We start from the raw sequence: 24,426 nt of genomic DNA, 5'->3' as shown, positions 1-24,426 counted from the left end.
GCAGGACGAGTCGGTGAACGCCGTCGTCAACGGGGGCGGTCATTACCGCCTGGCTGACTTCCTCGATGTCGACGTACGGATCTTCACCGAGGCCCTGATCAACGCCACACCTCATTCGCCCGACCGTGAAAGTCTGCTGCGCACAGCGGTTGCGCTGCATGTCGGGCATCTGGCGGACCAGCCCAATGCCGACTTCACCTGGCTGCAACCACATCGCCGGCGCTTCGACCGCCGGGGCGTGCAGGCCCGTATCGCCCTGGCCGAGATCATCCAGGACCGTGAGCCGGTGCAGGCCGTCGCCTTGTTGCGTCAGGCCTCCCGCTACGAGAGCGGCGACGCGGGTGCCCGGCAGCGGATCAGTGACATGCTCGGAAAGCTTCAGCCATGATGGCTTTCGCGGAAGGGCGCATCGTCGTGTGGATCCGGGCCGACATCGACCGGGCATGCGCCGCCCTGGTCAGCACGGTCCTGGGAGGCGTGGCGCTGGCCGGCTCGGCCACGCACGTGCTGCATGTCGGGGCGTATCCGACGGTGGACGTGACCGGGTGGATGGTGTGGACGGTCGCCGGGAGCCTGGAGGTCCTGGCCGCCTACGCGGCGTGGGAGATGCGCCGGCGGAGGGGCCGGGAACGTCTGCTGCCAGGAATCGTTTTCGTGCTCTCGGTGGGGTTCATCGTGCTGGCGAATCTCGCCGCCTCCGATCCCGTCTCGTGGGCGGCGGGACTGCCGTGGGCCGAGGCGTTCGCCGTCGCGCCGCCGGTGTCGTTCGTGTCGGTGGCGGCGATCGCCGAGACGCGCGGGTGGGGCAGCGGGCGTTCCCGGCGTCGTCGCGTGGATACCGCGCCGCCACGGGTCACGACGGCCCGGCGACAGCGGGTCGGGCGGCGGGACGATACCGAGATCGGGCAGCGGATCGTTCTGGCGGCGGTGCCTGCCCCGGATGCGGTGACGTGGGATGCGGTGACGCGGGAGGTGGCGGCCCCCGACGTCAGCGGGCCGATGAGCCAGGGCGGGGAGAGCCGGGCCGATACGGTCCGCCGCTGGCTACGGGAAGGTCATGCCTGGAAAGTGATGATGCAGGCCGGTGTCGAGCAGTTCGGTGTCAGCGAGTCGACGATGAAGCGGGAGATCCGGGAGGCCCGGAACACCACGAACGTGCACGGCGGCCTCCGGCCGTGAGCGCCGGCCGTCCCGTTCGGCGGGTGTACCGAACGGGACGGCCGGCGTGTGGGGCAGCGGAAAAGGGCTCAGCCCACGCTGAAGGTGTAGGCGATGTTGCCGGAGGTGGCGGTGCCGACCGTGGCCCTGAAGACCAGGGTGTAGGTGCCGGCCTGGGTGAAGACCCAGTTGGCGTGGGCATGCTGGTTGGCGGGGATCGAGAACGACGACGTGCCGCAGGTGGTGGCGGAGCTGGCGAGCTTGATGCTGACGCCACCGGTGACGGCCTGGTAGACGGCGAACCTGCCGCCGCTGGGGGTGGAGGCGCTGACCAGTTGCAGGGTGACGGCACTGGTGGAGCCCTCGGTGTTCCAGCCCGCGTAGAGCAGGCTGGAGTTGAGGCTCTGCGGAAGCCGGTAGACGGTGTCGGTGGCGGCCCCGACGCAGGTCAGGCCCGAACCCAGGGTGGCCTGGGCCGCCGCCGGGACCTGGATGACGCTACCCACCGGATTGACGTCGTCGTCGGCCGGTGAGTACTGCTTGATGTTCAGGGTGGGCGAGCCGGAGCCGGTGTAGTCGACGTCCAGGATGTCGATGTGGCCGGTGGAGAAGGTGGCGGCCTGGGCCGGGAGGGACAGGCCCACCGTGGCAGCCAGAGCGACCGCCCCGGCTGCGATCATCGTTCGGACAGAACGCACGGCAGATCCCCCTCTCAGTTCTTGACCTTGAAGGTGATCACGGCCGGGGCGGACCGGATCACCTCGTTCGTGCTCGCCAGCTGCCCGCTGGCCCGAACGGTGATCTTGTAGGTGCCGGCCTTCTCGAAGGCCCAGTTCTCGTGCACGTGGAAACCGGCGGGCAGGTCGTAGACGTCGGGCAGGCCGTCCTCGCTGTCGGCGATGATCTGGGGTTCACCGCTGGGGCCGTTGGTGAACAGGCTCAGGCCGTCCGGACCGGAGAACTTCGTGGCCTCCAGCCGGATCGAGTCGCCGACGAAGACACCGCTCTCGATCTCCTCGGCGGAAAGACCCGGCCACAGCAGGTTCTCGTCCTGGATCTCGGGAAGCAGCCAGACCTTCGTGCCGGGGGCGCCGAGGAAGGCGAACGCCGGGTCGTCCGGAACGGTCCACTTCGCCTCCTTCTTGACCACGAGGACGACGTCGGCCGGGTCGCGCTCGACGTCGGGGGTCACGCTCTCGTCGTGGATCGTGATGCCGAGTTCTCCGTCCTCGTAGGCCACGTCGACGGCGTCGACGTGCCCCTGAGAGATCTGGACGGTCGCGGCGGCCTGGGCGGGGCCGCCGGCCAGGACGGCGGCGGCGGTCAGCGTCGCTGCGGCGAGTGGGGTGGCGATACGCAAGGGATGCTCCTCGTTCGACGGTCGGGAACAGTCACAGACTAGATCAGTTGAGAACGGTTATCACTAGTGAATATGCCTTTGTTTCAATGTTTTTGGTGATGGGTCCGGCGGCCCACCCGGCGCAGGGCGATGCCGCCCAGGAGCGCGGCGAACCCCGCGACGGTCATCGGGATCAGGTATCCGGCACCGGTGTTCGGGAGCTCGCCGGATGCCACGTCCGGGCTGTCGACGGCGCTGGCGCTGTTGCTGGCGCTGGAGCCGCTACCGGAACCTGTGCTCGTGCTCGTATCGCCGCCGGCGTCTTCAGCCAATCCGGATTGCCCTGTGCCTGCGGGGATTCCGTCTGCGGAGGTGGCGACGGCCAGGTACAGCGTCTGGCTGTCGGTCAGGGCCTGGCCCTGGGTGGAGGTGGCACTCATCTGCATGTGCACCTGGTACACGCCGGCCTTGCTGAAGGCCCAGCTCCCGTGGACGTGCGTGTTCGGGTCGATCCTGGTCGACTGCGGGTACGGCTTGCCGCCGTCGAAGATCAGGGACGGGTTGCCGAAGGAGTCACTGAGGAACAGATGGAAATCGCCCGGGCCGTCGACGCTCTGGACGGTCCAGGTGATGTCGCCGGTCACGCCGTCCACCACCGAGGGGTCCTGGGTGTTCCAGCCGGGCCACACCACTCCCGCGCGCTGGGTCTGCGGGAAAACGTAGACCTCGCTGCCGGTCTCGCCGAGGAAGGAGTAGGCGTCCCCGGACGGCACCGTGATCCGGGTGGCTTCGCTGCCGTGCAGCACCACCGAGTCGATGTCCCGCCACACGGAAGGGCTCTGGGTGTCGTCGCGCAGCTGGACACGCCACGTCCCGTCGACGATGCGTGGTCCCATGTCGACGTGCCCGTCCGAGATCACGACGCGGTCAGTGGCGGCAGTGGCAGCAGCGGTGGCAGCGCTCAGGCCGGGTGAAACGGCGTTCCCGGTGACCAGGGCCGCCGACAGCGTGGCGACGACGATCAGGCGTGGCAGAACGGTCATGCGACTTCCTCCAGGCTTTTCGTGGTGTCGTCGGGGGCGGATTCCCCACCGGTGCGTCGGGCCCGGCGCCGCAGGGCGAGGAGCAGGACGATCAGGAGAACGACGGCCAGCGCCGCCCAGGGCCAGGCCCAGACCTGTCCGCTCGCCGAGTCTCCCCGCGGTGCGGGCTCATCGTCCGGCGCCCCCTCCACCGGGGCGGCGGTCACGGCGGCCTCGACCGTCAGCCGGCCCAGGGGCCAGACGTGCGGCACCTCGACGATCATCGTCACCGACTGCCCGGGCAGGACCTCCCGCACGCCCGCACCGGTCGCGGTGCGGGTGACCCGCCCGGTCAGGTCTTTCACGCTGACCGAGGGCTGCGCGGCCAGCCGGACGTTGCCGCTGTTGTGCACGGTGTAGGTGACTTTCGCGGCGCCGGCCCGGAAGGGGTTGAGTGACTCGGAGTACCGGGTGAGCGGGGCCCCGGCGGTCAGGGCGGCCTGAACCGCGCCGGGAACCCTTCCGTAGATGCGGGTTCCGACCCGGCGTTCGACGATGACGTTACGCCCGGTGCCGTCGGTGGCCTGTTCGAGTAGCGCCGCGACGATCCCCCCGGAATGGTCGCCGGGGCCGGCGTCGGCCGGCACCTCGATCCGGAACGGGACCTCGGCGCGAGAGCGTGCCGGGACGGTGACGGTTCGTTGCGGGATCCGGACCCACAGGCCGATGTCGCGCGAGGCCTCGTCCCGGGAGAGAAGATCGAAACCGCCGTCGGAGGTGTTGATCGCGTCCTGCGCATACATCTGGAAGGTCAGGGGGCCGGTGGAGAAATTGGTGACGCGCACGGTGTCGGAAATGCTCTTGCCCGGCGTCAGTTCATGGACGAAGGCCGCCCGGGTCGGCTGTCCGTCCTCGGGTGCCGGTCCGACGCCCCAGGTCACGGCGTTGTCGGGGTCTTCGGTGGCGGGAGCGGTGACGAGGGGTGCGGGGGTGAGAGTCGTCGTGGCGGCATCGGCCGACGACGGCAGCAGGAGAGACGTCAGCATCAGGCAGAACACGGCGACGGGGATCCGGCGCAGGGATGGAAAGGTCATCAGATCACCGTGAGGGTGAGAGTGGCACGGTAGTCGCCGGTTTCGACGTCGGCGGGCACAGTGAGTTCGAGTGCCGCACCGAGGACGGTGACGCCGCGGCCGGTTCCGGCGGTGGCGGTGGCGAGAGTGGAGGAGTGGGTGAGGCCGTCACCGGTGGCCAGGGCGGGGGCGACGATGGCTCCGGGGGTGACGGTGGTCCGGCTGGGCTGGGTGATGATTCTGGGGGTCCAGCCGAGGTGCTTGCCGGGGAACTGGCCGGTGTCGCCGGTGAAGTCGCTGATCTGGCCGCTGGCGTTCCAGCCGGGGGAGCCGGTGCGGGTGTCGGTCACGGTGACGGGCCGCAGTTCTCCGCCGGAGCTCCAGTGGTTGCCGGAGGGGTCGAGGGTTGCGGCGGGCAGGGTCACGGACCGGTCCTGGGGGTCGACGCTGAGGACCAGCCCGCCGTCATCGTCGCCGATCGTGGCGCGGATGCTCTGTGTCACGTAGTGGCCGCCGCCGTCCGGAGGTTCGGTCGGGGAGCTGCCGGTGGGCTTCGGCGTGCCACCGGTGGACGGTTCGGTCGACGGCGGATCGTCCGGGCACGGCTCGGTGGTCGGGGGCGTGGAGGCCGAGTCCGTCGGGCTGGGAGCGGGGGTCGTGGGATCGGGGGTCGTGGGATCGGGGGTCGTGGTGCTGGGATCCGTCGGTGCCGGGGTGGTTTCCGTCGTCGTGGGGGTGGTGCCGGGATCGCTCGGTGAGGGGCCAGCGTCCGGAAGGTCGCCGACGACGAACTGGTAGGTGGCCGATCCCTGCACCGGTGTGCCGGCGGCCGTGACGGCTGAGGCCCGGAAGGTCAGTTCGTACGATCCCGGCGCCGAGAACGCCCAGTTCGCATGGACGTGTGCGTTCACCGGAACGCTGTGGGTGCGCAGCCCGCTCTGCGGGTCGAACAGCATCACCGCCTCGCCGACCGGTCCGTTGTTGAAAATGTGCACGGTGCCGGGACCTTCGACCTCGCTCAGCTCCATCGTGATGGCGTCGTCCCGCAGTTCGCCGGTCTCGATCTCCTCGGTGTCCCACCCGGCCCAGACCACGTCGGGTTCCTGCACCTCGGGGATCAGCCAGGTGCTGGCGCCCTCCGGCCCGAGGAACTCGAAACCGGGAACGTCCGGGATCGCGAACCTCGCGGCGTCACCGACCTGGAGGACGACGTCCTGGGCATCGTGCAGCACGTGCGAGCCGGTGACGTCCTCACGCAGGCGGACCGAGAGCCGCTCACCGTCCAGGGTGACGTGCACGGCGTCGACATGCCCGGAATCGAGCACGAGCCGGCCGTTCCACACGGCGGCGTACGAGGATCCAGCGGTCCAGGCCGAGATCAGGACGACGACCGGTACGACGATCAGGAGCAGGGCCCCGGCCGTTCGGGAACGGCGGGCAGGACCTGGCACGGCGACTCTTCCGGAAGCGGGCAGATTCAGCACGTCAGATCACCGTGAGGGTGAGAGTGGCTTCATAAGAACCGGTCTCGGTCTCGGCCGGGACGTCGAGCTCGAGACCGGCACCGAGGACGGTGACGCCGCGGCCGGTTCCGGCGGGGGCGACGGCGAGGGTGGAGGAGTGGGCCAGGCCGTCGCCGGAGGTGAGAGCGGGAAGTACGGTAGCACCGGGAGTGACGGCCGTGCCGGTCGCCTGATCAAGGATTTTCGGGGTCCAGCCGAGGTGCTTGCCGGGGAATTGTCCGGTGTCGCCGGTGAAGTCGCTGACCTGCCCGGCGACGTTCCAGCCGGGGGATCCGGTGCGAGTGTCGGTCACGGTGACGGGCCGCAGTTCGCCGCCGGCGCTCCAGTGGTTGCCGGAGGGGTCGAGGGATGCGGCGGGGAGTATCACGGACCGGTCCTCAGGGTCCACGCTGAGGACCAGTCCGCCGTCGTCGTCGCCGATCGTGGCGCGAATGCTCTGCGTCACCGAGCTGTTTCCGCCGGCAGGGGGATCGGTGGGGGAACCGGTCGGTGAGGCAGTGGTCGTCGGCGTGGTGGTGGGCGGGGGCGTGCTCCCGGGATCGGTGGGGGTCGGTTCCGGGTCGGTCGAGGGCAGGTCACCGACGACGAACTGGTACGTCGCGGAGCCCTGGACCGGTGTTCCCGCGGCCGTGACGGCCGAGGCCTGGAACGTCAGCTCGTACAGCCCCGGTTCGAAGAACGCCCAGTTCGCGTGCACGTGGGAGTTGCTGGGCACGGTGATGTCGACCAGGCCCGCGAGGTTGTCGATCAGCGGTGTCGGCTGCCCGAAGGTCCCGGTGGAGTAGATCCTCACCGGCGATCCGGGACCCGACACGTTCGTCAGGGTCAGGGTCACCTGGTCGTCGCGCACGTCACCGGTCTCGATCTCCTCGGTGTCCCAGCCGGCCCAGACCACGTCGGGGTCCTGCACCTGCGGGATCAGCCAGAACTCGTCACCGGCCTCGCCGAGGAAGGCGTAGGAGGCGTCGGAGGGAATCGTCTGCCGGGCGGCGTCGGTCACCTGGATCACCACCTCGTCGGACGCGCGGATCACCTTGTTGCCGGTGATGTCCTCGCGCAGCCCGACCGACAGCGCCGAGCCCTCCAGTTCCAGGTGAACGGCGTCCAGATGTCCCTGGGCCAGGACCAGGCGCCCGTTCCAGTCCGCGGCGGAGGCACTCGGGGCGAGCGCGGTGACCAGAACGAGCGCTCCGCCCAGGGCCGCTGTCAGGGCGCCGGCGACCTTCGCCCGCCCGCCCGGGGAACCGAGGAACCTGCCGATCCGTGCTGAACCCATCACCGACTCCTGCCGTTTCGGGCGGGGGACCACCACAAGAGGGCGATCCCTATATATCCTGAGAATCATTATCAAAAGGAAGGTAGCACGCGTGGACGGCGAAAAGCCCCAGAACGGACCTCGGTGGCACAGCCTGTGGCGGATCCTGGCGGACGGCCTGGGCCGGTTGCTGACGACCGGCGCGCTCGTCGTCCTGCTGTTCGTCGTCCATCAGTACTGGGTCACCGATCTGCGGGCCGCGCAGGCGCAGGAAGATCTCCGGCGGCAGATGGTGCAGGCCCAGGGTGCCGGGCGCCCCGCGACGGCACGCGCTCCGCAGGCGGCCGGCGATCCGGCCGAGGTGAGGCTCTCCGGCATCGACGTCGAGACGGCGGGGCCACTTCCTGCGGGAACCGTTGGCCTGCTCCGGATTCCGCGCATCGGGATGGAGCTGGTCGTGCTGGAGGGAGCCGGCCGGGGCAGTCTGCAACAAGGACCGGGCCACGTGCGGGGCACCGCCGTGCCGGGGCAGGCCGGCAACAGCGTGATCGTGGGGCACCGCACCACCTGGGGTGCGCCCTTCGGCAAGCTGGACCGGTTGCGCCCGGGCGACCGGATCGAGATCACCACGGACTCCGGCCGCAGTGACTACGTCGTCGCAGCCCCGGACGGTCAGGGGCTGGGACGCGAGGAGTCCGGCCACCTGATCATCGACCCGGACGATCTGGGGGTGCTGGACCAGGACCGCTCCCGCAGCCGGCTGACGCTGATCACCTGTCACCCACGGTTCAGCGCGAGCAACCGCCTGGTCGTCGTCGCGGACCTGGCCGGCGAGCCGGATCGGGTGGCCGGTACCGCCTCGCCGCAGGACGGGGACCGCGAAAGTCTCGCCACAACGGACTTCCTGGCCTTCAGCAGCCCGTCGGCGAGCGGGTGGCGCGACGCCTGCGCACCTGCCGCCGCGGCGCTGCTGTGCTGGTTCGTGAGTGGGCGCCTGGCCGTCAGCCGCGACCGCCGCCGGTGGCGTGTCGTCGTGCGGGCCGTCTTCTGGCGCGGGCTGGGACTGGCGCTGGCCGCCTACCCGTTCTCCGTCGCCTTCGACCGGCTGGCCCCGCTGCTGCCGATCGGCGGGTGAGGCATGCCGGGCCGTAGCCTGGCCAGCAGCCCCTGGGTCGGGGACAGGAACCAGGCCAGCAGGAACAGGGCGGTCAGCACCAGCACGATCGTGCCGCCGGTGGGCAGGTCCCACGACCAGGAGACATACAGCCCCACGAGCGCCGACAGCCCGCCGACCACGGGGGCCAGCAGCATCATCACGCCGAGCCGGTCGGTCAGCAGCCGGGCCGTGGCCGCCGGCGTCACCAGCAGCGCCAGCACCAGGATGTTCCCGATGGTCTGCACGCTGATCACCACCGCCAGGGTGACCAGGACGTACAGCGCCAGGTCGAGCCAGAACACCCGAAGACCCAGCGCCCGCGCGGACTCCCGGTCCAGCGACACGGTGACGAACTCCTTGTGAAACGCGAACACCGCCAGCAGCACGAGCAGACCGGTGACGGCCACGACGTACAGGTCGGAGTCGGGGATGCCGGTGATCGAGCCGAACAGGAACTGCTGGAGGCTACCGGCGTAACCGGGCGCCTGGGAGATGATCACCACGCCCAGGGCGAAGGCCGCCACGAACAGGACGCCGATGACGGAGTCCTCGTGCAGGCGCCGGTTCTGCGAGAACACGGCCACGAGCACCGCGGTCGCGACCCCGGCCACGGTGCCACCCAGCACGAGATTGCCCGAGACGACGAAAGCGACCGCCAGGCCCGGGAACACGGCATGCGAGACGGCGTCGCCGATGAACGCCATCCCGCGCAGCACGACGTAACAGCCGATGACACCGCACACCACGGACGACATCACCGCCACGGCCAGCGCCTTGGGCAGGAACGCCAGGTCCGGGTTGGTCAGGTCGGTGAGGAACTGGACCGGGTTCATCAGGCGACCGCCTTCAGCATGCGGATCAGGGCGGAGTCCTCGCCGACCCCGAAGGTCGTGCTCCACAGTTCAGGTTCGGCGGCCAGGTCCTTCGGGGCGCCGGCCGCCACCACGGTCCGGTTCAGCAGGGCGATCCGGTCCGACCCGTCGATGGCACCCAGCAGGTCGTGCGTGGTCATCACCACGGCGCGCCCCTCCCGGGCCAGATCGGTGAACAACACCGACAGCAGTTCCTGGGTGGGCAGGTCCAGACCGGTGAACGGCTCGTCGAGCAACAGCACCGACGGGCGCAGCACCAGAGCCCGGGCCACCAGGACCCGCTGCCGCTGACCTCCCGACAACTGCCCGACGGGACGCTCGGCGAGCTCCCGCATGCGCACCCGGTCCAGAGCCTCGGCCACAGCCTCCCACTGGGCGGCCCCCGGCCGGCGCAGCAGGCCCAGCCGGCCGGTCAGGCCCGTCATCACCACGCCGGCCACGGAAACCGGGAAATCCCAGGCAAACTCGTGCCGCTGCGGCACGTACCCGATCGAGGCCCGCCCGGGCCGGGCCGGCACACCCTCGACCAGCACCCGTCCGGCCCGGGGGCGCAGCAACCCCAGAACGGTGCGCAGCAACGTGGTCTTGCCCGCGCCGTTCGGCCCGATCAGGGCGAGAAGCTCACCACGCCGGGCGGTGAGGTTCACCGACTCCAGCACCGGGCGTCCCCCCAGGTCCACCGCGACGTCCTCGACCACCAGCGTCCTCTCGTTCACGGCTGCCCGTCCTCGCCCGGGGCCTCCAGCGCCCGCCGCCGGGCCCGGCCGCCCCGGACCGTCAGCACCAGAGTCGCCACGGCCAGCAGGGCGGTCCCGGCGACCAGACCGGCCAGCAGCAGAAAACCCTTGTCCGTCAAGGGATCCTGGCCGGAATCCGGATCAGGGTCCGGAGCGCTCGCGGCGTCCTCGGCAGATTCCTCGGCAGGGCCGGTCCAGGTCTCGGTCAGGGCGTCGTCGGTGGAGGCCGAGGAGCCGACCGCGAACCGCAGGTACTGGGTGTCGCTGACACTGCTGCCGTCGGTCAGTTCCGCCGAGGCACGCAGCCCCAGCAGGTAGACACCGGGCTCGGTGAAGACCCAGTTCGCGTGGGTGTGGGTGTTCACGTCGACCCAGAAGGGCTGCGCCTGAGCGGTGTCCGACCGCCACAGCACGTCCGGGGCGCCGAACGAGCCGGACTGGAGGTACACGCTGAGCTTGCCCGGTCCCTGCACCCCGGTCAGCGACAGCGTGACGCCGCGGTCGATACGTTCCATGACCTCGGGATCCTGGGTGTTCCAGCCCAGCCAGACCACGCCGGGATTCTGGGTCTGCGGCACCACGTAGACGTCCTGGCCCGGTGCGGACCCGAGAAAGGAGTACGCATCGTCCTCGGGCATGGCCATTCTGGCGGCGTCGCTGACGCTGAACACGGTCTGGTCCGGGTGCCGCCACACGCTGGTCGCGCCGCCGTCGGCCTGGGCCACGTCGTCGTGGACGAGCAGGCTCCACCGTCCGTCGTCGAACTTCGGGCCCAGGTCAACGTGCCCGGAGTCGAGCACGCGCTCGCCGTCGACCACGGCGAGCTCGTCGAGATGCTGTTCGAGCTGGGGGTCGTCGGTGCCGCCCCGGCCCGCTGCGAGGGCGGCGGGCCCGGCGCCCAGCAGGCAGGCCACGAGCAGGGCGCAGAGGCCGGTGCGGGCGGCGAGGCGTTGTCGTGCGGTCCTTCGGGACATGAAAGGGCCCTTCTAGCGGGGGGAGAGGCAGCGGCGCAGGGAGTCGGCGTTGAACCGCATCATCTGGACGTAGCTGGTGACCTCGTCGTCGAAGGTGTCGCCGTAGATCGCGCACACCTGCACATCCTGCTCGGCGGCGACCTCGGTGAGGGTGGCGGAGCGGGCCGCGAGGTTGGGTTCGAGGAACACGGCGGGCACGTCGAGCGACCGGATGGTCCGGGTGAGCTTGCGGCGGTCGGCCAGCGACGGTTCGGTCGCCGGGTTGGGGGTGACGAACCCGGCCACGTTCACGTCGTAGGCGTCGGCCAGGTAGCCGAAGGCGTCGTGGGTGGTGACCAGATAACGGTTCGCCTCGGGGATCGCGGCGATCGTCTCGCGCACGTAGTCGTCGGTCTGCTCGAGCTCGTCGAGATAGGCGGAGGCGTTGGCGGCGTACTGCCCTGCGCCCGCGGGATCGGCGGCGATCAGGGTGTCGCGGATCAGCTGCACGTAGGCCATGCCGTTGCGCACGTCCTGCCACAGGTGCGGGTCGATCTCCCCGTGGACGTGCTTGCCGAGCACGGCCTGAGCCAGCTGGTAGACCTGAGTGCCGGGCCGGCCCAGGAAGGCGTACTGCGAGCCGGACGGGACCTCCTCCAGCGCCTTGGCCGGGACGTCCACGACGACCTCGGCGGGGCGGTACGTCTTCTGCGTCGCCTCCCCACCGCCGGATGGGTCGTGCAGCACCTCCAGCGCACCGGTGCCCAGGTCGGCGGTGAGGTCCGCGTGCCCCTCGTCGAGCACCACCGGGTTCGGCACCCCGGCCTGGGCGGGGTTGACCCCGACCGCGAAGGTGAACGTCTGCTCGTCGAGGTCGACCGGGCGGGCGGTCTCGTCCACCTGGATCCGGGCCTTCAGCGTCAGCGTGTACACGCCGGGTTCGGTGAAGGCCCAGGACAGGTGCGTGTGGGCGTCCGCGGGCAGGCTCATGGTGTCGTCGCGGTACCCGTCGGCGGCGTCGAAACCGTCGGAGGAGTCGAAGTAGACGTCCGTGTCGCCGAAGGATCCGGTCAGGTAGGCGTACACTTCGCCCGGTCCGGTGGCCGCCGTCGCCGACAGCAGGACCTGGGAGCTGCGGTCGGCGCCGTACGAGGCACCCTCGCCCCGGGCGCGCAGCCCCAGCCAGACGGTGTCCAGGTCGACGTGCTCGACCAGGGGGATGATCTCGGCCGCGTACTTCACCGACTCCTCGGCCAGCGAGACGTTCACGGCGTCGTCGACGAGGTTGGAGTCCAGCGTCCTGATGACGTTCTGCTCCTCCAGCATCGCGTAGTTGCTGAAAGCGACGTCGGCGTAGACGACGTTGCGGGCATCGCGCAACGTCGGCTCGTAGGTGTGCGGGTCGCCGTTGTCCGGCACGAGGGAGACGACGTCCGCGCGGTCACCGGCGACGTTTCTCACCAGGTCGCGCAGGATGCCGGTGGTCGTGATCACTTGCAGGCGGCCGGATCCGGCGGTCAGCAGGGGTTTCGCGGTGCAGGCCGACAGCGCGAGGGCGAGCGCCAGGAGGACGGCGGGCCACCGCCGTGCGGGCCGGGTCATCGGCGGGCACCTCGCCGGCGTCGCCGGGCCACGACCGGCACGACGACGGCTGTGACGACGACGGCTGCCGCGGCGGCCACCGGCCCGACGGGGACGGATGACCGGGAGGAGGTTGCGGTGGTGGTGGCGCTGTCGCTGACCAGGAAGTGGAGATCGGCTGATGCGGAGACCTTGTCGCCGTCGCGCGGGGTCAGCGTGGCGGTGAACACGGCGTGGTAGTCGCCGGGGGCGCTGAAGGCCCAGTTGGCGTGCGTGTGGACGCCGGGGAGGACGTCGATGGTCTGGGTGACGTCGGTGCCGTCCCAGAGTTGTTGCGGTGCACGGAATCCGCTGTAGTCCAGATAGACGTGCAGGTTCCCGGGGCCGGTGAGATCGTGCAGGCTGAAGGCGACGTCGCTGATCTGTCGCCGGTCGAGGCTGGGGTGCTGGGTGTTCCAGCCGAGCCACAGCACGCCCGAGACCTGCGTCTGTGGAATCAGGTAGACCTCGTCACCGGGGGAGCCGAGGAAGGCGTAGTCGCTGTCGTCCGGCAGGGGGTGGCGGGCGGCGTCGCTGATCCGTAGGCCGACGCCGGCCGGGTCGCGCCAGCGTGTGGTGCCGGACGTGTCGTCCTTGAGCTGGATCTGCCACCGGCCGTCCTGGTACACCGGGCCGAGATCGGCGTGCCCGTCGCGCAGTTCGGACGTGCTGGGCGGGCTGGGCGCGGCCGGGGCAGGCGCGAGCGCCAGCATCGCGACGGCGATGAATGATGTGGTCCGGGAAAGAATCTGGTCCCCCTCACGGGATGATCCGGGGTGCCGTCACGAGCGACGGCGCCCCGGATCGGTCGGCACTGGTCTCAGGCGTCGGCCTTCGTCTCTTCCTCGTCCCTGACCGGGGTGCGGCCACGGCGGCGCAGGACCAGCAGGACGATCGCGGCGATCACCAGGATCGCCACCACGGCCACGACGATCCAGAGGACGACGGAACCCGAGGACTCCTGCGCCTCGTCACCGCCGGCTTCCTGGGCGGAGGCGGAGTCGGTGGTGTGAATGCTCAGAAGGCTTCCCTGAGCGGTCACTTCGCCGTTCTGGCTCGCGACGGCCTGGATCTCGGCGCCGTCCCAGTCGGCGCCGACGGCCGGGGTGATCGAGGTGCCGGTGCCGGCGTCGAGGGGCTCGAAGACGTTCTCCCCGGCCTTGCGCACCGACCAGGCCACGGTGGCGCCGTCGTCGAGGCCGGATGCCTGGAAGGTCGCGGTGTCACCGGTGGCGTACCCGGACCGGTCGGAGGTGACCTCGAGCGGCGTGACGTCGTCGCCGGTGACGCTCAGGCGGATCGGTGCGGCCTCGGCCAGCACCGCGTGGTCGGCGTTGAACAGGCGGGTGGTGATCGTGGCCCCGTTCATCTCCGGGGTGATCTCGAGTTCCTGGTCGGCCAGGCGGGATTCGGGAATCCACTCGTACTCGGTCGCGTCAGCCGTCTTGAGATACCAGTGGTAGTGCTCGTCCTCGGTCTGCGGGCTCTGCGTGGAGGTGAACTTCGCCGTCTCGCCGGCGGCGTACGTGTCCTTGTCGGCGGCCACGGTCAGGGTGGTGGTGGGGACGTTGGCCCGCACGCCGAGCGTGATCGGCTCGGAGGTCTCGGCCACCTCGCCGTCACCGTCAACCCGCTCGACATAGACGCTGGAGCCGTCGATCGAGCGAATCGGCTTGGTGGAGAACACGTTCGTGGTCTGGTCGGTGGCCTGCACCGCCTCGGACGCGCCCGGCGCGGTGGTGTACCAGCGGTAGGTGTCTTTCTCACCGGCTTCCGGGGACAGCGCGGTCAAGTTGATCGTCTGCCCGACGAAGTACTCCGCGTCGACCTTGCTCGGCACCACGGTCAGCGCCTGGATCGAGTCGGTGGCCTCTGGATCGGTGACCGGTTCCGGGTCGGTCTTCCCGGTCGGCAGGTCGCCGACCACGAAGCGCACCGTGGCGTCGTCGGAGATCTCCTTGCCGTCGGCGAGGGTCGCGTTGACCGTGAAGTCGATGTCGTAGGTGCCCTCGGCGGTGAACGACCAGGTGGCGTGCGTGTGCGCCCCGACCTCGCCGCTGGTGGACGTGAACACCGTGCCGGGCACGATGACCGGGGTGACCTTGGTGCCGTCGAAGCCGCCCGGCTGAGTGATCGCGAACCGCGGGTCGTCCGAGTCACCGGCGTAACTCATGCTGTCGTAGGCGATCTCGACGGTTCCCTGGAGTACTCCGCGCTCGATGCCCTCGAACGACCAGCCGGGCCAGACCACGGACGGGTCCTGGGCCTCGGTAGTCACCCAGGCCTCGGTGCCCTCCGGTGCCAGGAACTCGTACCCGGCAGGAAGTTTCACGTGCGAGGTGTCGGTCGCGGGAAGGTGGAGGGCGACCTCGTCGGTGTCCACGACGCCGTCCGGGGTGAGGGCCCTGACGTCGAGCTCGCCGTTCTCGATCTCCGGGTAGATCGCGTCCACGTGCACGCCGGCGCCCAGGACCGTCCGGCCGTCCGGCGTCCGGGCCGTGGACTGCGCGGAGGCGGGCACCGCCGGGGCCAGGGCGATGAGCGCACCCAGGAACGCGCCGGTCAGCCCGAGCCGGGCGGCGCGAGCGCCGGGATGGATGTACTGCATGGTGTTCCCTTCCTAGAGCCAGGACACGCGTCCGGCATCGCCTAATGATAATCATTCCCAATTGATGGTGTCATCGCCGTCGTGGGCGGCGTCTGTGGGTGCAATCGCCCGGTCGGCGGTGGGCCGGAAGGCTCGGTGTGCTGCTTTCGGCACGAAAACTCTTGCACCGAAGATGCTTTGGTGAAGGCATGGTCGCTTGATGGCGGATGCCCGGTGGGGCGGGTGCTTCAGGCTGGGCCTCACACCGGGTGAGAAAAGGCCTTTGGCTGGCGCGGAACCGGGCGGTTGCGGATCAGCGGGTGGTGGTGATCCGGTCGGTGAGCCGCTGGGCCGCCTCGACCAGGGCCTGGACGGCGACGGTCCGCTGGGCGTCCCGGCGGAACATCAGCTGCACGTCCAGCGACCAGTCCGGCAGGGCCAGGGGGAGCCGGGACAGGGAGTCCTCGCCGCCTGGGGTGGCGGCGATGCTGAACTCGGGCACGACGGCGACGTGGTCGTGCAGCAGGACCATGTCGAGGGCCACGGAGGGCAGGCCGACGATCGTCACCGGGGCGGTGGCCGGCCGGTCCGGGTGGTCGAGGCTGGTGACCAGGGTCTCGGCCTCGCTGTTCCAGCGGTACACGGTCAGTGGGGTGGTGAGCAGATCGACCGTCTCGAGACAGGCCCGGCGGGCCAGCGGGTGTCCTTTCCTGGCGACCGTGACCAGGGCGGAGCGGGCCAGGCGCCGTGACATCAGGGCCGGCGGCGCGACCCCGTTCAGCAGGAACCCGACGTCCGCCGATCCCTGGGTCAGCTGGAGGACGACCTCATGACTGTGCGCCACGCGTCCCCGGGTGCGCAGGCCCTTCTCGCCCAGGACGGTGACGACCTCGGGCAGCAGCACCGGGGCCAGGGTGGCCGGCGTGGACACGACCACGTGCCCCGGTGCGCTGGACCGGATGGCGCGCCGGGCGTCGTCGAGCACAGCCAGGCAGCGCTGGGCGTAGGGCAGGAACTGCTCGCCGGCGCCGGTCAGGGCTGAGCCCCGGCGGTGCCGGGTGAACAGTGGCGCCCCGACCTTGGCCTCGAGCGCGGCGATGCGTGAGCCCACTGACGGCGTGGACAGAAACAGCTCCTTGGCTGCGGCCGAGAGGCTGCCGTGCCGGGCCACCGCCAAAAACACGCGGAGGTCCTGGGTTTCGATGTCCTCGGCGGGCATCCCGGCAGCCTAGCCGCTGCCGGCGCTGCGGCGCGGTAACGGTGGGGCGGCGGGCTGCGCGAGCGGCGCAACCAGGCTGCGCCCTACGATGGTAGTGAGAATCATTATCAATCAATCGGAGGGCGTGGATGTCTGAAGCGACGTCACAGAACTGGGCACAGTCCCTTCCGCTACTGATCAGCGAAGCGGAACTGGGCCTGCCGGTGCTGTCGGGAGCCTTGGGGTGGGCAGGCTCGTGGCTGCCGGCGGTGCGCGAGGTAATGGATCTCGGCAGCGGGGCCGGCGTGCTCACGCTCGCCCTGGCCGAGGCGTTCGGGCGGGCACGGGTCACGGCCGTGGACGGCACGCCGGAACTGCTGGAGGCGGTCACGGCCCGCGCCCGGGAGGCCGGGCTGGACGAGCGGGTCCGCACCGCGCTGCGCGACCTGCCCGGAGGAGTTGCCGACCTGCCGGCCGCCGACCTCGTGTGGGCCAGTCAGGTCGTGCACCACCTGCCCGATCCGGTGCGGGCACTGGAGATCTTCGGTGACCGGCTGACACCGGCCGGGGTGTTGCTGGTACGCGAGGGAGGGCTGCCCACGCGGTTCCTTCCCGACGGGGAGTACCCGGGTCTGCTCGCCCGGCTGGAGGCGGCTGTCGAGCAGCGGGCCTCCGGCCTGGCCAACCCCGCGGGTCTGGTCACTCCCCGGGGCGCCTGGCCGGACCTGATCCGCAGGGCGGGCCTGAAGCACCTGGGCAGCAGCACCTTCGTGACCGAGGTGCAGGCGCCGGTGCCCGAAGGCACCCGCACGGCGCTGGCCCGCCGGCTGGGCATGTTCACCACCTTCGCCGGCGACCTGCTGAGCGCGGCGGACCGGGAGGCGATCGGTGAGCTGGTCGATCCCGGCAGCCCTCGGGGTGTGCTGCGCCGGGAAGACCTCTACGTGCTGGCCGCAGGGACGGTGCACGCGGCCCGGCGGGCCCGGCCGTAGCGAAGCGGGCAGTGTGCCGCCGATGCGATGAAGACGGCCTTCACGAAACAGTTCTCGGGTAAGGGATGAGAGAGATGCGGATACGGGTGGATGCCGAGCGGTGCATCGGCGCGGGGCAGTGCGTGCGATGGGCGCCCCGGTACTTCGACCAGGACGAGGAGACCGGCATCGTGAAGCCGGTCGGCCGGGACCGCGAGTTCGAGGTCGACGCCTCCGACGCCGACCCGGCCGGGGCCGTGCGGGCCTGTCCCTCCGGCGCCGTCCGTCTCATCGGGGACGAGGCCGACTAGGGACGCGTTGCGGGGCGGGTTCCGGTGTTCCCGAAACCCGCCCCGACAGCGTCCTTCCCGGCTCGTCGGTGAGCCGACGCAGTTACAGGGTGCCCTCGTCCACCCCGTCCCGGCGCCAGGTGTCGTCGGCCTTCTCCAGGTGCCGCGCCAGGGCGGTCAGGGTCGGCGCGGCGAACAGGTCACGCGCCGACAGCGGCACCCCGAAGCGCTCGCGCACGGTCGCCACCAGACGCAGCGCCGTCAGGCTGTCGCCGCCGGAGGCGAAGAACCCCTCGTCGGGATCGACCACGCCCGACCCGGTCGCCTCCTCCCACAGGGGCGCCAGCGCCGCCTGTGCCGCGCTCAGTTCCCTCCGGTGTGACGGGTTCCCGGCCGGTTCCTCGGTGGTCAGGGCCAGTACGGCCGCCCGGTCCACCTTGCCGTTCGGGGTCAGGGGCAGCGCGTCCAGCCGGATGATCCGTGAGGGAACGGCATGCGCCGGAAGCACGGCCTCCAGTGCCGCGCGGGGGTCCGTGACGTCGGCCGGGGCCTCGATCACGGCGTGCAGCACCCGCCGCCCCCGGGCCCCGGGAGCGGCGACCACGGCCCGGTGAACCCCGGGCAGCGCCTCCAGGGCGGCCTCCACCTCACCCAGTTCCAGCCGATGACCGTTGATCTTGACCTGATGGTCGGTGCGACCGAGGAACTCCAGTGTGCCGTCGGCCCAGAACCGTCCCAGGTCCCCGGTGCGGTACCAGCGTTCACCCTCGTGCAGCACGAAACGCTCGGCCGTGCGCTCCGGTTCGCCCCGGTAGCCGCGGGCCACGCCCCGGCCGCCGATCCACAGTTCGCCGGGAACGCCGTCGGGGGCGTCGTGCCCGCTCGGGCCCACCACCCGGTACCGCTGCCCGCTGAGGGCGAAACCGTACGGGATCGACGTCCAGTGCTCCGGAACCTCACCCACCTCGAACGCGTTCGACCAGATCGCCGCCTCGGTGGCGCCACCCAGGGCGACCAGCCGGGCCGGGCTGCCGGACCGGCCGGCGGTGATCCGGCGCAGCCGTGCGGCCAGGTCCAGGCCCACCCAGTCACCGGAGACCAGAGCCAGGCGCAGCGAATCCGCCCGCCCGCTGTCGCCCGCCTCCGTGATCAGCAGGTCCAGCAGGGCGGGCACCGTGTTCCACACCGTGACCCGCTGCCGATCAACCTGTTCCAGCCATCCGGCCGGGTCCCGGCGCTCGCCCTCCCCGGGCAGCACCACCGTGCCGCCGGCCCCCAGCGTCCCGAAGACGTCGAACACCGACAGGTCGAACTCCAGGGACGACAGGGCCAGCACCCGGTCCTCCGGCCCGATCCGGTATCGGGTGACGATGTCGCGGCAGGTGTTGGCGGCGGCGTCATGAGTGGTCTCCACACCCTTCGGCGCCCCGGTGGAGCCGGAGGTGAAGATGACGTAGGCCAGGTCTCCGGGGGACGCCGGAACCGGGTCGGCCGGCACCGCACCGGCCAGGGCCGAAGGATCCAGGACGGCGAAACCGTCTGACCCCGAGATGCTCTCGTCCGTGATCACGTGCCGCACACCGGCCAGCCGGTACAGGGCGCTGCGCCGGGCCGGCGGCGTGGTGACCCCGACCGGGACGTAGGCGGCGCCGGCTGCCAGCACCCCCAGCGCCGCCGTCACCTGGACCGGTCCCTTCGGCAGGGTGATCGCGACCAGGTCACCGGGCCGGACACCGTGGGCGGCCAGCAGACCCGTCCAGCGCCTCACGTCCTCGCCCAGGGCGCCGTACGTGGTCACCGTCCCGTCCCGGTCGATCAGGGCCGGACGCTCCGGGGCCGCGGCGATCCGCTCCAGGACGGGGGCCAGGAGGGTCACGGGTTCACCGCCGTCCCCGGTTGCCGAAACCTGCTGCCGGACGGAACGTTGCGAGGGGGGAAGGAGGTCGGGCAGGGTGTCGTCCCCGTCCGGCCGGGCCAGAGCGGTCAGCAGAGTCAGGTAGGCCTCGAACATGTCGTCGAGCACACTCTCACGCAGCAGCCCGGCCGCGGCGTCCCAGGTGACCTGAAGGCCACCGTGGGCCGGCAGTACCTGGTTGTCCAGGCAGACCTGAGGTGACTGGGACAGACCCCAGACCGGCTGGGGGAAACCGGGGGAGCGGTCCATCGTGACGTCGCCGGCCACACCGACCGCGCTGGTGAAGACGACCGGCACGGGCCGCCCCTCACCCCCGGCCGAGGCCAGACGGCGCAGCAGCCAGGAGGCCGGCACGTCGCTGTGGTCCAGGTCCTCGCCGGTGCGCCGGTGCACCGCGCGCACCGCCTCGGCGAACCCGGTGCCGGCCGGCCGCCGGTACCCGGCCGGGGCGAGCGTGGTGAAATCGCCCACCGCGAGGTCGATCCGGGGATGCACCGGCCGCCGGTCGAACCGGGTCAGGGTGACCGTCACGCCGTCGGAACCGCTCCACCGGGCCAGCACCTCGCCGTAGGCGGCGAGCAGGACCGAGGGCACCGTGACCCGGTACCGGCGGGCCCTTTCCTGCAATCCCTGCCAGAGCTCCGGGGCCAGCAGATGCTGGCGTCGCTCGAAGGACGCGCCGGAAACCGTTTCGGGGGAACGGGTCAGCGGCAGCTCCGGGCCGGGGGGAAGCTCGGCCAGCCGGCGTTCCCAGTGCGCCAGGTGCCCGGGGTCGGGCTGGTGGCCCTCGTGAGCCAGCACGTAGTCGCGGAACAAGGGTCCCACCGGGCCGAGGTCGGCCTCCGGATCGGTGTATCGGGTGTCCAGCTCGGTGAGCACCCGCATGATGGACAGGGCGTCGAGCACGATGTAGTCGTAGCCGATGCCCAGCCGGGTGCGGACCTGCCCGTCGCGGCGGTAGCGCACCGCCCCGATCTCTACCAGGGGGCCGCGGGCCAGGTCTACCATCCGGTGCGAGAGACGCCGGCGCAGGCCGCTCAGTGCGGCCTCGGGATCACCGGTGACGTCCTGCACGACGATCCTCACCGGCTCCGGTTTCTCCGGAACCCGTTGCGCGCCGTCTTCAATGACGGCACGCAGCATGTCGTGCCGGGCCTGCACGGCGTCCCAGGCCCGCTGGAGCCGATCCAGGTCCACGTCCTCGCCGTCGAACTCGTTGTACTGCCAGGTGCCGACGCCGCCGAGCGGCAGGTCCGGGTCCCGGCCGATCAGGTAGGCCCGCTGCACGTCGGTGAGCGGGAACGGGTCGTGCCGGTGTGCCGGCCCGCCTCCGGCCACCTCCTCGAGCCCGTCGGCGGGCGGATCGGCCTGTCCCGCACCGAGAACCAGGCCGGTGCACAGGTCGGCCAGTCGTGGGCGGGAGAAGACGGCGCCCAGGCTCGCACCCTGCACGCCGAGCTGGTCGAGCGTCACCAGCAGGCGGGTGGCCAGCAGCGAGTCGCCGCCGAGCGCGAAGAAGTCGTCGTCCCGGGTGACCGGGCCGGTCCCGAGCAGGTCCTGCCAGGCGCGGGCCACGGACCGTTCCAGCTCGCTGCTGGGGGCCTCGCCGGTGCGGCCGGTGGTGCTGTGCGGTGTGCTCGCCAGCAGGAGCCGTTGCACGGCGGCGCGGTCGATCTTGCCGTTGCGGCTCAGCGGCAGGGCCTCGGCGCCGGCGAACCAGGCGCACCGCATGTGCGGCGGCAGGTGCCCGGCGAGCCAGTCGTGCAGCGCGGAGTGGGGAGCGCCGGTGACGACCAGAGCCGCCAGGTGGGTGCCTGCGCCGGTGCTGATCGCCTGCACCGAGGCGGCACTCACGCCGGGGTGCGCGCTGAGGACGGCTTCGATCTCGCCCGGTTCGATCCGGTGGCCGTTCACCTTGACCTGGTGGTCGGCCCGCCCGGCGAACTCCAGCAGGCCGCCGGGCCGGACCACGGCCAGGTCTCCGGTGCGGTACCAGCGCCGGCCGGCCTCGTGGACGAACCGCCCGGACGTACGCTCCGGATCGCCCCGGTAGCCGCGGGCCAGTCCGGCGCCGCCCATCCACAGCTCGCCGATCACGTCGTCGGGCCGGTCGTGGCCGGCCGCGTCGACCACGCGGCAGGCGACACCGTCCAGGGGGACGCCCCACGGCAGGCCCGGATCGGCCGGATCGCCGCTCTCGCCGGGGCCCACCTCGAAAACGGTTGAGTGGATGGCTGCCTCGGTCATCCCGCCGAGTGCGGCGAACCGGGCGTGCGGGGCCAGGGCGTGCAGGCGCCCGGGCAGGTCGCCGGTCACCCGGTCGCCGCCCAGCAGCACGGTGCGCAGCGGCAGACCAGCCCCAGCCGGATCGGTCTGGCCGGCTGCCTCGGCGGCGCCCAGCAGCAGCCCGAAGACCGCGGGAACGGTGTTCCACACGCTCACCCCGTGCCGCAGCACGGACCGGTACCAGGCGGGCGGGTCGGCGCGCTGCTCCTGCGGCAGGAGCACCAGGGTGCCGCCGGCCGCGAGCAGACCGAACATGTCGTAGACCGACAGGTCGAACTCCAGCGCCGACACGGTGAGCACCCGGTCGTCCGGGCCGATGCCGAAGCGCTGGTTGAGGGCGTCGATCGTGTTCGCGGCGGCGGCGTGGGAGATCTCGACGCCCTTCGGCTCACCGGTGGATCCGGAGGTGAACAGGACGTAGGCGATGTCCGCGGGATCGCTCGGCACGCCGAACTCCTCCGAGCCCTCGGGCACCAGGAGCGGGTGGGCCCCGGCCGATCGCACGTCGTCCATCAGGTCCCCGGTGGTGAGGGCCAGACGGGCGCCCGCGGCGGCCTGGATGCGGGCCCGGCGGGTCGCCGGCTGGTCGATGCCGACCGGTACGTAGGTGCAGCCGGCCAGCAGCACGCCGAGTGCGGCGATCACCTGGTCAGGGCCCTTCGGCAGAGTGATCAGCACGCTGTCGCCCGGCGCTGCCCCGGCCCGGGTCAGTTCACGGGCGGTGCGCCCGGCGCGTCCGGCGAGTTCGCCGTAGGTCAGCGTGCTCTCGCCGAAGATCAGGGCGGGGTGATCGGGCGCGGTGCGGGCCCGGTCGAGGAAGGGGGTCTGGAGCAGGCGTGGGGGATGACGCCGGGCGCTCGCGTCGAGCTCCGGCCGGGGTGCGGGAGGTGGCGGGGTGCCGGGCCGCTGCCAGGCGCCGGGGTCCTCGGCCAGCGCGGTGACCAGCGCGCGGTAGGCGTCGAAGGCGGCCCGGACCGGGGCCTCCCGCAGGGCGTCGAGGCGTACGTCCCAGTTCAGCAGTAGCCCGCCCTCGTGCTCGGTGACCTGGGCGTCCAGCCAGACCTGCGGACCCTGCGAGACGGTCCACACCGGCGATCCGAAGCAGGCGCGCACCGCCGGGCCGTAGATCTCGCCCAGCCCGACGGCGCTGGTGTATACGACCGGCGCCAGCACGGTGCCACCGCGCAGGCGCGCCAGGTCACGCAGCACCTCGACCCCGCCGTAGGAGCCGTGCGCGACGGCGGCGTGCAGGTCGGCCCGGATGCGGGTGGCGCGCTGGGCGAAGGTGGCCGGGTGACTCAGGTCGACGGGCAGCAAAACGGAGGAGGAGAAGTCACCGAGCAGGTCGTCCACCTGGGGCACGATCGGCTGCCGGGCGAACAGCGGCAGATTGAGCAGGAATTCGGGGTTCTCGCACCAGGCCCCGATGCTCTCGGCGAAGGCGGTGGCCAGCGCGGCGGCCAGGGTCACCCCGTTGGTCGCGGCGGCCCGGCCCAGCTGGGCGGTGGTCTGTGGGTCGGCCCAGTGGTGGAGGCGGACGCTGCGGGCCGCGAGGGCAGGGGTCCCGGCGTCGGGCAGCAGCGGCAGGCCGGGGGCGCCGGGCAGGTCGGCGGCCCGGGCGGACCACCAGTCCCGGTCCCGTTCCCGCTCGACGGACCCGACCTGGGCCAGGGCCGAAAGGTACTGCTGGTAAGAGGATTCCGGTTCGGGCGCGGTCCAGGTCGGGTCCTGGTACGCGTGGGCCAGATCAGCTACCAGCACGCGCAGGCTCAGGGCATCGGCGGCGATCATGTCCAGGTCCACGTGCAGCCGGGTGGCGCCGCCGGGCAGCAGGCTGAGCCGCAGGTCGAGCACCTGCCCGGCGTCGACGTCCATGCGCCGGTGGGTCAGCTGCTCGCGGGCCGTCTCCAGGGCCTGCGTGCGGGCGTCGTCGTCCAGCCGGCGCAGGTCGTGCACGGTGATGTCGGCGTGGGCGGCGGACGAGGCGGGTGCCGTCCACTGCTGTCCCTGCGGGGTCATCCGCATCCGTAGCATCTTGTGCCGGGCGGTGATCCGGCGCAGGGCGTCGCGCAGCCGGTCCGGTTCCACGTCCTGCCCGTCCAGCTCGACGTAGAAGTGGGCCGCGACGCCGCCGAAGGGCTGGCCGTCCTGGCGCCCGACCCAGTAGGCGTGCTGGAGGGTGGCTAGATCGAACGGGGTCTCGTCGTCCACCGTTGCGGATTCGTGCGCCGGGGCAGTACCGGTGGCGGTGCCGGACAGCGCCGCGCGCCAGCCGGCCGGCGTCGGGTTCTCCACGAGGTCGGCGAAGCCGACCTGGTAACCGGACCGGCGCCATCGGCCGGCCAGGCGGATCACCGTCAGGGAGTCCAGGCCGAGTTCGAACAGGTCGGTGTCGTCGTGGATCTCGTCCGGATCGAGGTCGAGGGCGTCGGCCAGGTCGGCGATCGGGTCGGGGGTGCGGGTCACGGGTT

The 24,426-nt window shown here is 71.5% G+C and carries 19 protein-coding genes; 5 read left to right on the top strand and 14 right to left on the bottom strand.

The features are described from left to right. The first annotated feature begins 13 nt into the window (after positions 1-13). Positions 14-388, top strand: coding sequence for an AfsR/SARP family transcriptional regulator (locus tag KIH74_RS34135; RefSeq protein WP_214160571.1), 375 nt, complete (start codon positions 14-16; stop codon positions 386-388). Next, positions 385-1,179 carry a hypothetical protein gene (locus tag KIH74_RS34130; protein ID WP_214160570.1) on the top strand — a complete coding sequence of 265 codons (795 nt, stop codon included), beginning with the start codon at positions 385-387 and terminating at the stop codon, positions 1,177-1,179. The genes KIH74_RS34135 and KIH74_RS34130 overlap by 4 nt, the downstream gene beginning before the upstream one ends. 68 nt (positions 1,180-1,247) lie before the next feature. On the opposite strand, the gene KIH74_RS34125 is transcribed toward KIH74_RS34130, so the two are convergent. From KIH74_RS34125 to KIH74_RS34100, 6 genes are all read right to left on the bottom strand, one after another. Further along, a complete protein-coding gene (locus KIH74_RS34125; protein ID WP_214160569.1) occupies positions 1,248-1,856 on the bottom strand; it encodes a choice-of-anchor M domain-containing protein in 609 nt (202 codons plus the stop codon). Positions 1,857-1,870: 14 nt separating this feature from the next. Then, complete coding sequence (locus KIH74_RS34120) at positions 1,871-2,518, bottom strand: choice-of-anchor M domain-containing protein (protein ID WP_214160568.1); 648 nt, start codon at positions 2,516-2,518, stop codon at positions 1,871-1,873. An 83-nt stretch (positions 2,519-2,601) separates the two neighbouring features. Beyond that, positions 2,602-3,540, bottom strand: a complete 939-nt coding sequence (locus KIH74_RS34115; protein ID WP_214160567.1) for a TIGR03773 family transporter-associated surface protein — start codon at positions 3,538-3,540, stop codon at positions 2,602-2,604. Next, on the bottom strand, positions 3,537-4,613 hold the full coding sequence (locus tag KIH74_RS34110) for a WxL protein peptidoglycan domain-containing protein (RefSeq protein WP_214160566.1): 1,077 nt from the start codon (positions 4,611-4,613) through the stop codon (positions 3,537-3,539). The genes KIH74_RS34115 and KIH74_RS34110 overlap by 4 nt, the downstream gene beginning before the upstream one ends. After that, positions 4,613-6,043 (bottom strand): choice-of-anchor M domain-containing protein, encoded by a 1,431-nt coding sequence (locus KIH74_RS34105; RefSeq protein WP_214160565.1) that lies wholly within the window; start codon positions 6,041-6,043, stop codon positions 4,613-4,615. The genes KIH74_RS34110 and KIH74_RS34105 overlap by 1 nt, the downstream gene beginning before the upstream one ends. A gap of 34 nt (positions 6,044-6,077) precedes the next feature. Next, complete coding sequence (locus tag KIH74_RS34100; RefSeq protein ID WP_214160564.1) at positions 6,078-7,391, bottom strand: choice-of-anchor M domain-containing protein; 1,314 nt, start codon at positions 7,389-7,391, stop codon at positions 6,078-6,080. Between the two features lie 91 nt (positions 7,392-7,482). Between KIH74_RS34100 and KIH74_RS34095 the strand changes: the two genes are divergently transcribed. Further along, a complete protein-coding gene (locus tag KIH74_RS34095; RefSeq protein WP_214160563.1) occupies positions 7,483-8,505 on the top strand; it encodes a sortase in 1,023 nt (340 codons plus the stop codon). Here the strand turns inward: KIH74_RS34095 and KIH74_RS34090 are convergent. From KIH74_RS34090 to KIH74_RS34060, 7 genes are all read right to left on the bottom strand, one after another. Further along, positions 8,448-9,359 carry an anchored repeat-type ABC transporter permease subunit gene (locus tag KIH74_RS34090; RefSeq protein ID WP_246573730.1) on the bottom strand — a complete coding sequence of 304 codons (912 nt, stop codon included), beginning with the start codon at positions 9,357-9,359 and terminating at the stop codon, positions 8,448-8,450. The genes KIH74_RS34095 and KIH74_RS34090 overlap by 58 nt on opposite strands. Then, positions 9,359-10,078, bottom strand: coding sequence for an anchored repeat-type ABC transporter ATP-binding subunit (locus KIH74_RS34085; RefSeq protein WP_372492170.1), 720 nt, complete (start codon positions 10,076-10,078; stop codon positions 9,359-9,361). Before KIH74_RS34085 ends, KIH74_RS34090 begins: the two co-directional genes overlap by 1 nt. Before the next feature lie 32 nt (positions 10,079-10,110). Further along, positions 10,111-11,109, bottom strand: coding sequence for a choice-of-anchor M domain-containing protein (locus KIH74_RS34080; RefSeq protein WP_214160562.1), 999 nt, complete (start codon positions 11,107-11,109; stop codon positions 10,111-10,113). 12 nt (positions 11,110-11,121) lie between these two features. Beyond that, positions 11,122-12,690 carry an anchored repeat ABC transporter, substrate-binding protein gene (locus tag KIH74_RS34075; RefSeq protein ID WP_214160561.1) on the bottom strand — a complete coding sequence of 523 codons (1,569 nt, stop codon included), beginning with the start codon at positions 12,688-12,690 and terminating at the stop codon, positions 11,122-11,124. Further along, a complete protein-coding gene (locus KIH74_RS34070) occupies positions 12,687-13,421 on the bottom strand; it encodes a choice-of-anchor M domain-containing protein (RefSeq protein WP_214160560.1) in 735 nt (244 codons plus the stop codon). The genes KIH74_RS34075 and KIH74_RS34070 overlap by 4 nt, the downstream gene beginning before the upstream one ends. Positions 13,422-13,528: 107 nt before the next feature. Beyond that, positions 13,529-15,316, bottom strand: coding sequence for a choice-of-anchor M domain-containing protein (locus KIH74_RS34065; protein ID WP_214160559.1), 1,788 nt, complete (start codon positions 15,314-15,316; stop codon positions 13,529-13,531). Positions 15,317-15,608: 292 nt separating this feature from the next. Continuing rightward, positions 15,609-16,514, bottom strand: a complete 906-nt coding sequence (locus KIH74_RS34060; RefSeq protein ID WP_214160558.1) for a LysR family transcriptional regulator — start codon at positions 16,512-16,514, stop codon at positions 15,609-15,611. 128 nt (positions 16,515-16,642) lie between these two features. Here KIH74_RS34060 and KIH74_RS34055 point away from each other — a divergent pair, with 128 nt between their 5' ends. Together KIH74_RS34055 and KIH74_RS34050 are read left to right on the top strand one after the other, a co-directional pair. Continuing rightward, entirely contained in the window at positions 16,643-17,485 is an 843-nt protein-coding gene (locus KIH74_RS34055) for a class I SAM-dependent methyltransferase (protein ID WP_214160557.1), read from the top strand. A gap of 74 nt (positions 17,486-17,559) precedes the next feature. Continuing rightward, positions 17,560-17,775: a ferredoxin gene (locus KIH74_RS34050; protein WP_214160556.1), complete on the top strand. Its 216-nt coding sequence runs from the start codon at positions 17,560-17,562 to the stop codon at positions 17,773-17,775. 82 nt (positions 17,776-17,857) lie between these two features. On the opposite strand, the gene KIH74_RS34045 is transcribed toward KIH74_RS34050, so the two are convergent. Then, a complete protein-coding gene (locus KIH74_RS34045; RefSeq protein ID WP_214160555.1) occupies positions 17,858-24,421 on the bottom strand; it encodes a non-ribosomal peptide synthetase in 6,564 nt (2,187 codons plus the stop codon). Positions 24,422-24,426 lie beyond the last annotated feature (5 nt).

This window comes from Kineosporia corallincola (genome assembly GCF_018499875.1).
GTDB lineage: Bacteria > Actinomycetota > Actinomycetes > Actinomycetales > Kineosporiaceae > Kineosporia > Kineosporia corallincola.
The sequence above is the reverse complement of the archived record's forward strand: the minus strand, read 5'-3'. Positions and strand labels throughout refer to the sequence as shown.

Excerpts from the sequence above, each read along its gene's own strand:
- KIH74_RS34130 (WP_214160570.1), top strand. The coding sequence starts at position 385 with ATGATGGCTTTCGCGGAAGGGCGCATCGTCGTGTGGATCCGGGCCGAC.
- KIH74_RS34115 (WP_214160567.1), bottom strand. The coding sequence starts at position 3,540 with ATGACCGTTCTGCCACGCCTGATCGTCGTCGCCACGCTGTCGGCGGCC.
- KIH74_RS34110 (WP_214160566.1), bottom strand. The coding sequence starts at position 4,613 with ATGACCTTTCCATCCCTGCGCCGGATCCCCGTCGCCGTGTTCTGCCTG.
- KIH74_RS34100 (WP_214160564.1), bottom strand. The coding sequence starts at position 7,391 with ATGGGTTCAGCACGGATCGGCAGGTTCCTCGGTTCCCCGGGCGGGCGG.
- KIH74_RS34090 (WP_246573730.1), bottom strand. The coding sequence starts at position 9,359 with ATGAACCCGGTCCAGTTCCTCACCGACCTGACCAACCCGGACCTGGCG.
- KIH74_RS34080 (WP_214160562.1), bottom strand. The coding sequence starts at position 11,109 with ATGTCCCGAAGGACCGCACGACAACGCCTCGCCGCCCGCACCGGCCTC.
- KIH74_RS34075 (WP_214160561.1), bottom strand. The coding sequence starts at position 12,690 with ATGACCCGGCCCGCACGGCGGTGGCCCGCCGTCCTCCTGGCGCTCGCC.
- KIH74_RS34070 (WP_214160560.1), bottom strand. The coding sequence starts at position 13,421 with ATGCTGGCGCTCGCGCCTGCCCCGGCCGCGCCCAGCCCGCCCAGCACG.
- KIH74_RS34065 (WP_214160559.1), bottom strand. The coding sequence starts at position 15,316 with ATGCAGTACATCCATCCCGGCGCTCGCGCCGCCCGGCTCGGGCTGACC.
- KIH74_RS34060 (WP_214160558.1), bottom strand. The coding sequence starts at position 16,514 with ATGCCCGCCGAGGACATCGAAACCCAGGACCTCCGCGTGTTTTTGGCG.
- KIH74_RS34055 (WP_214160557.1), top strand. The coding sequence starts at position 16,643 with ATGTCTGAAGCGACGTCACAGAACTGGGCACAGTCCCTTCCGCTACTG.
- KIH74_RS34050 (WP_214160556.1), top strand. The coding sequence starts at position 17,560 with ATGCGGATACGGGTGGATGCCGAGCGGTGCATCGGCGCGGGGCAGTGC.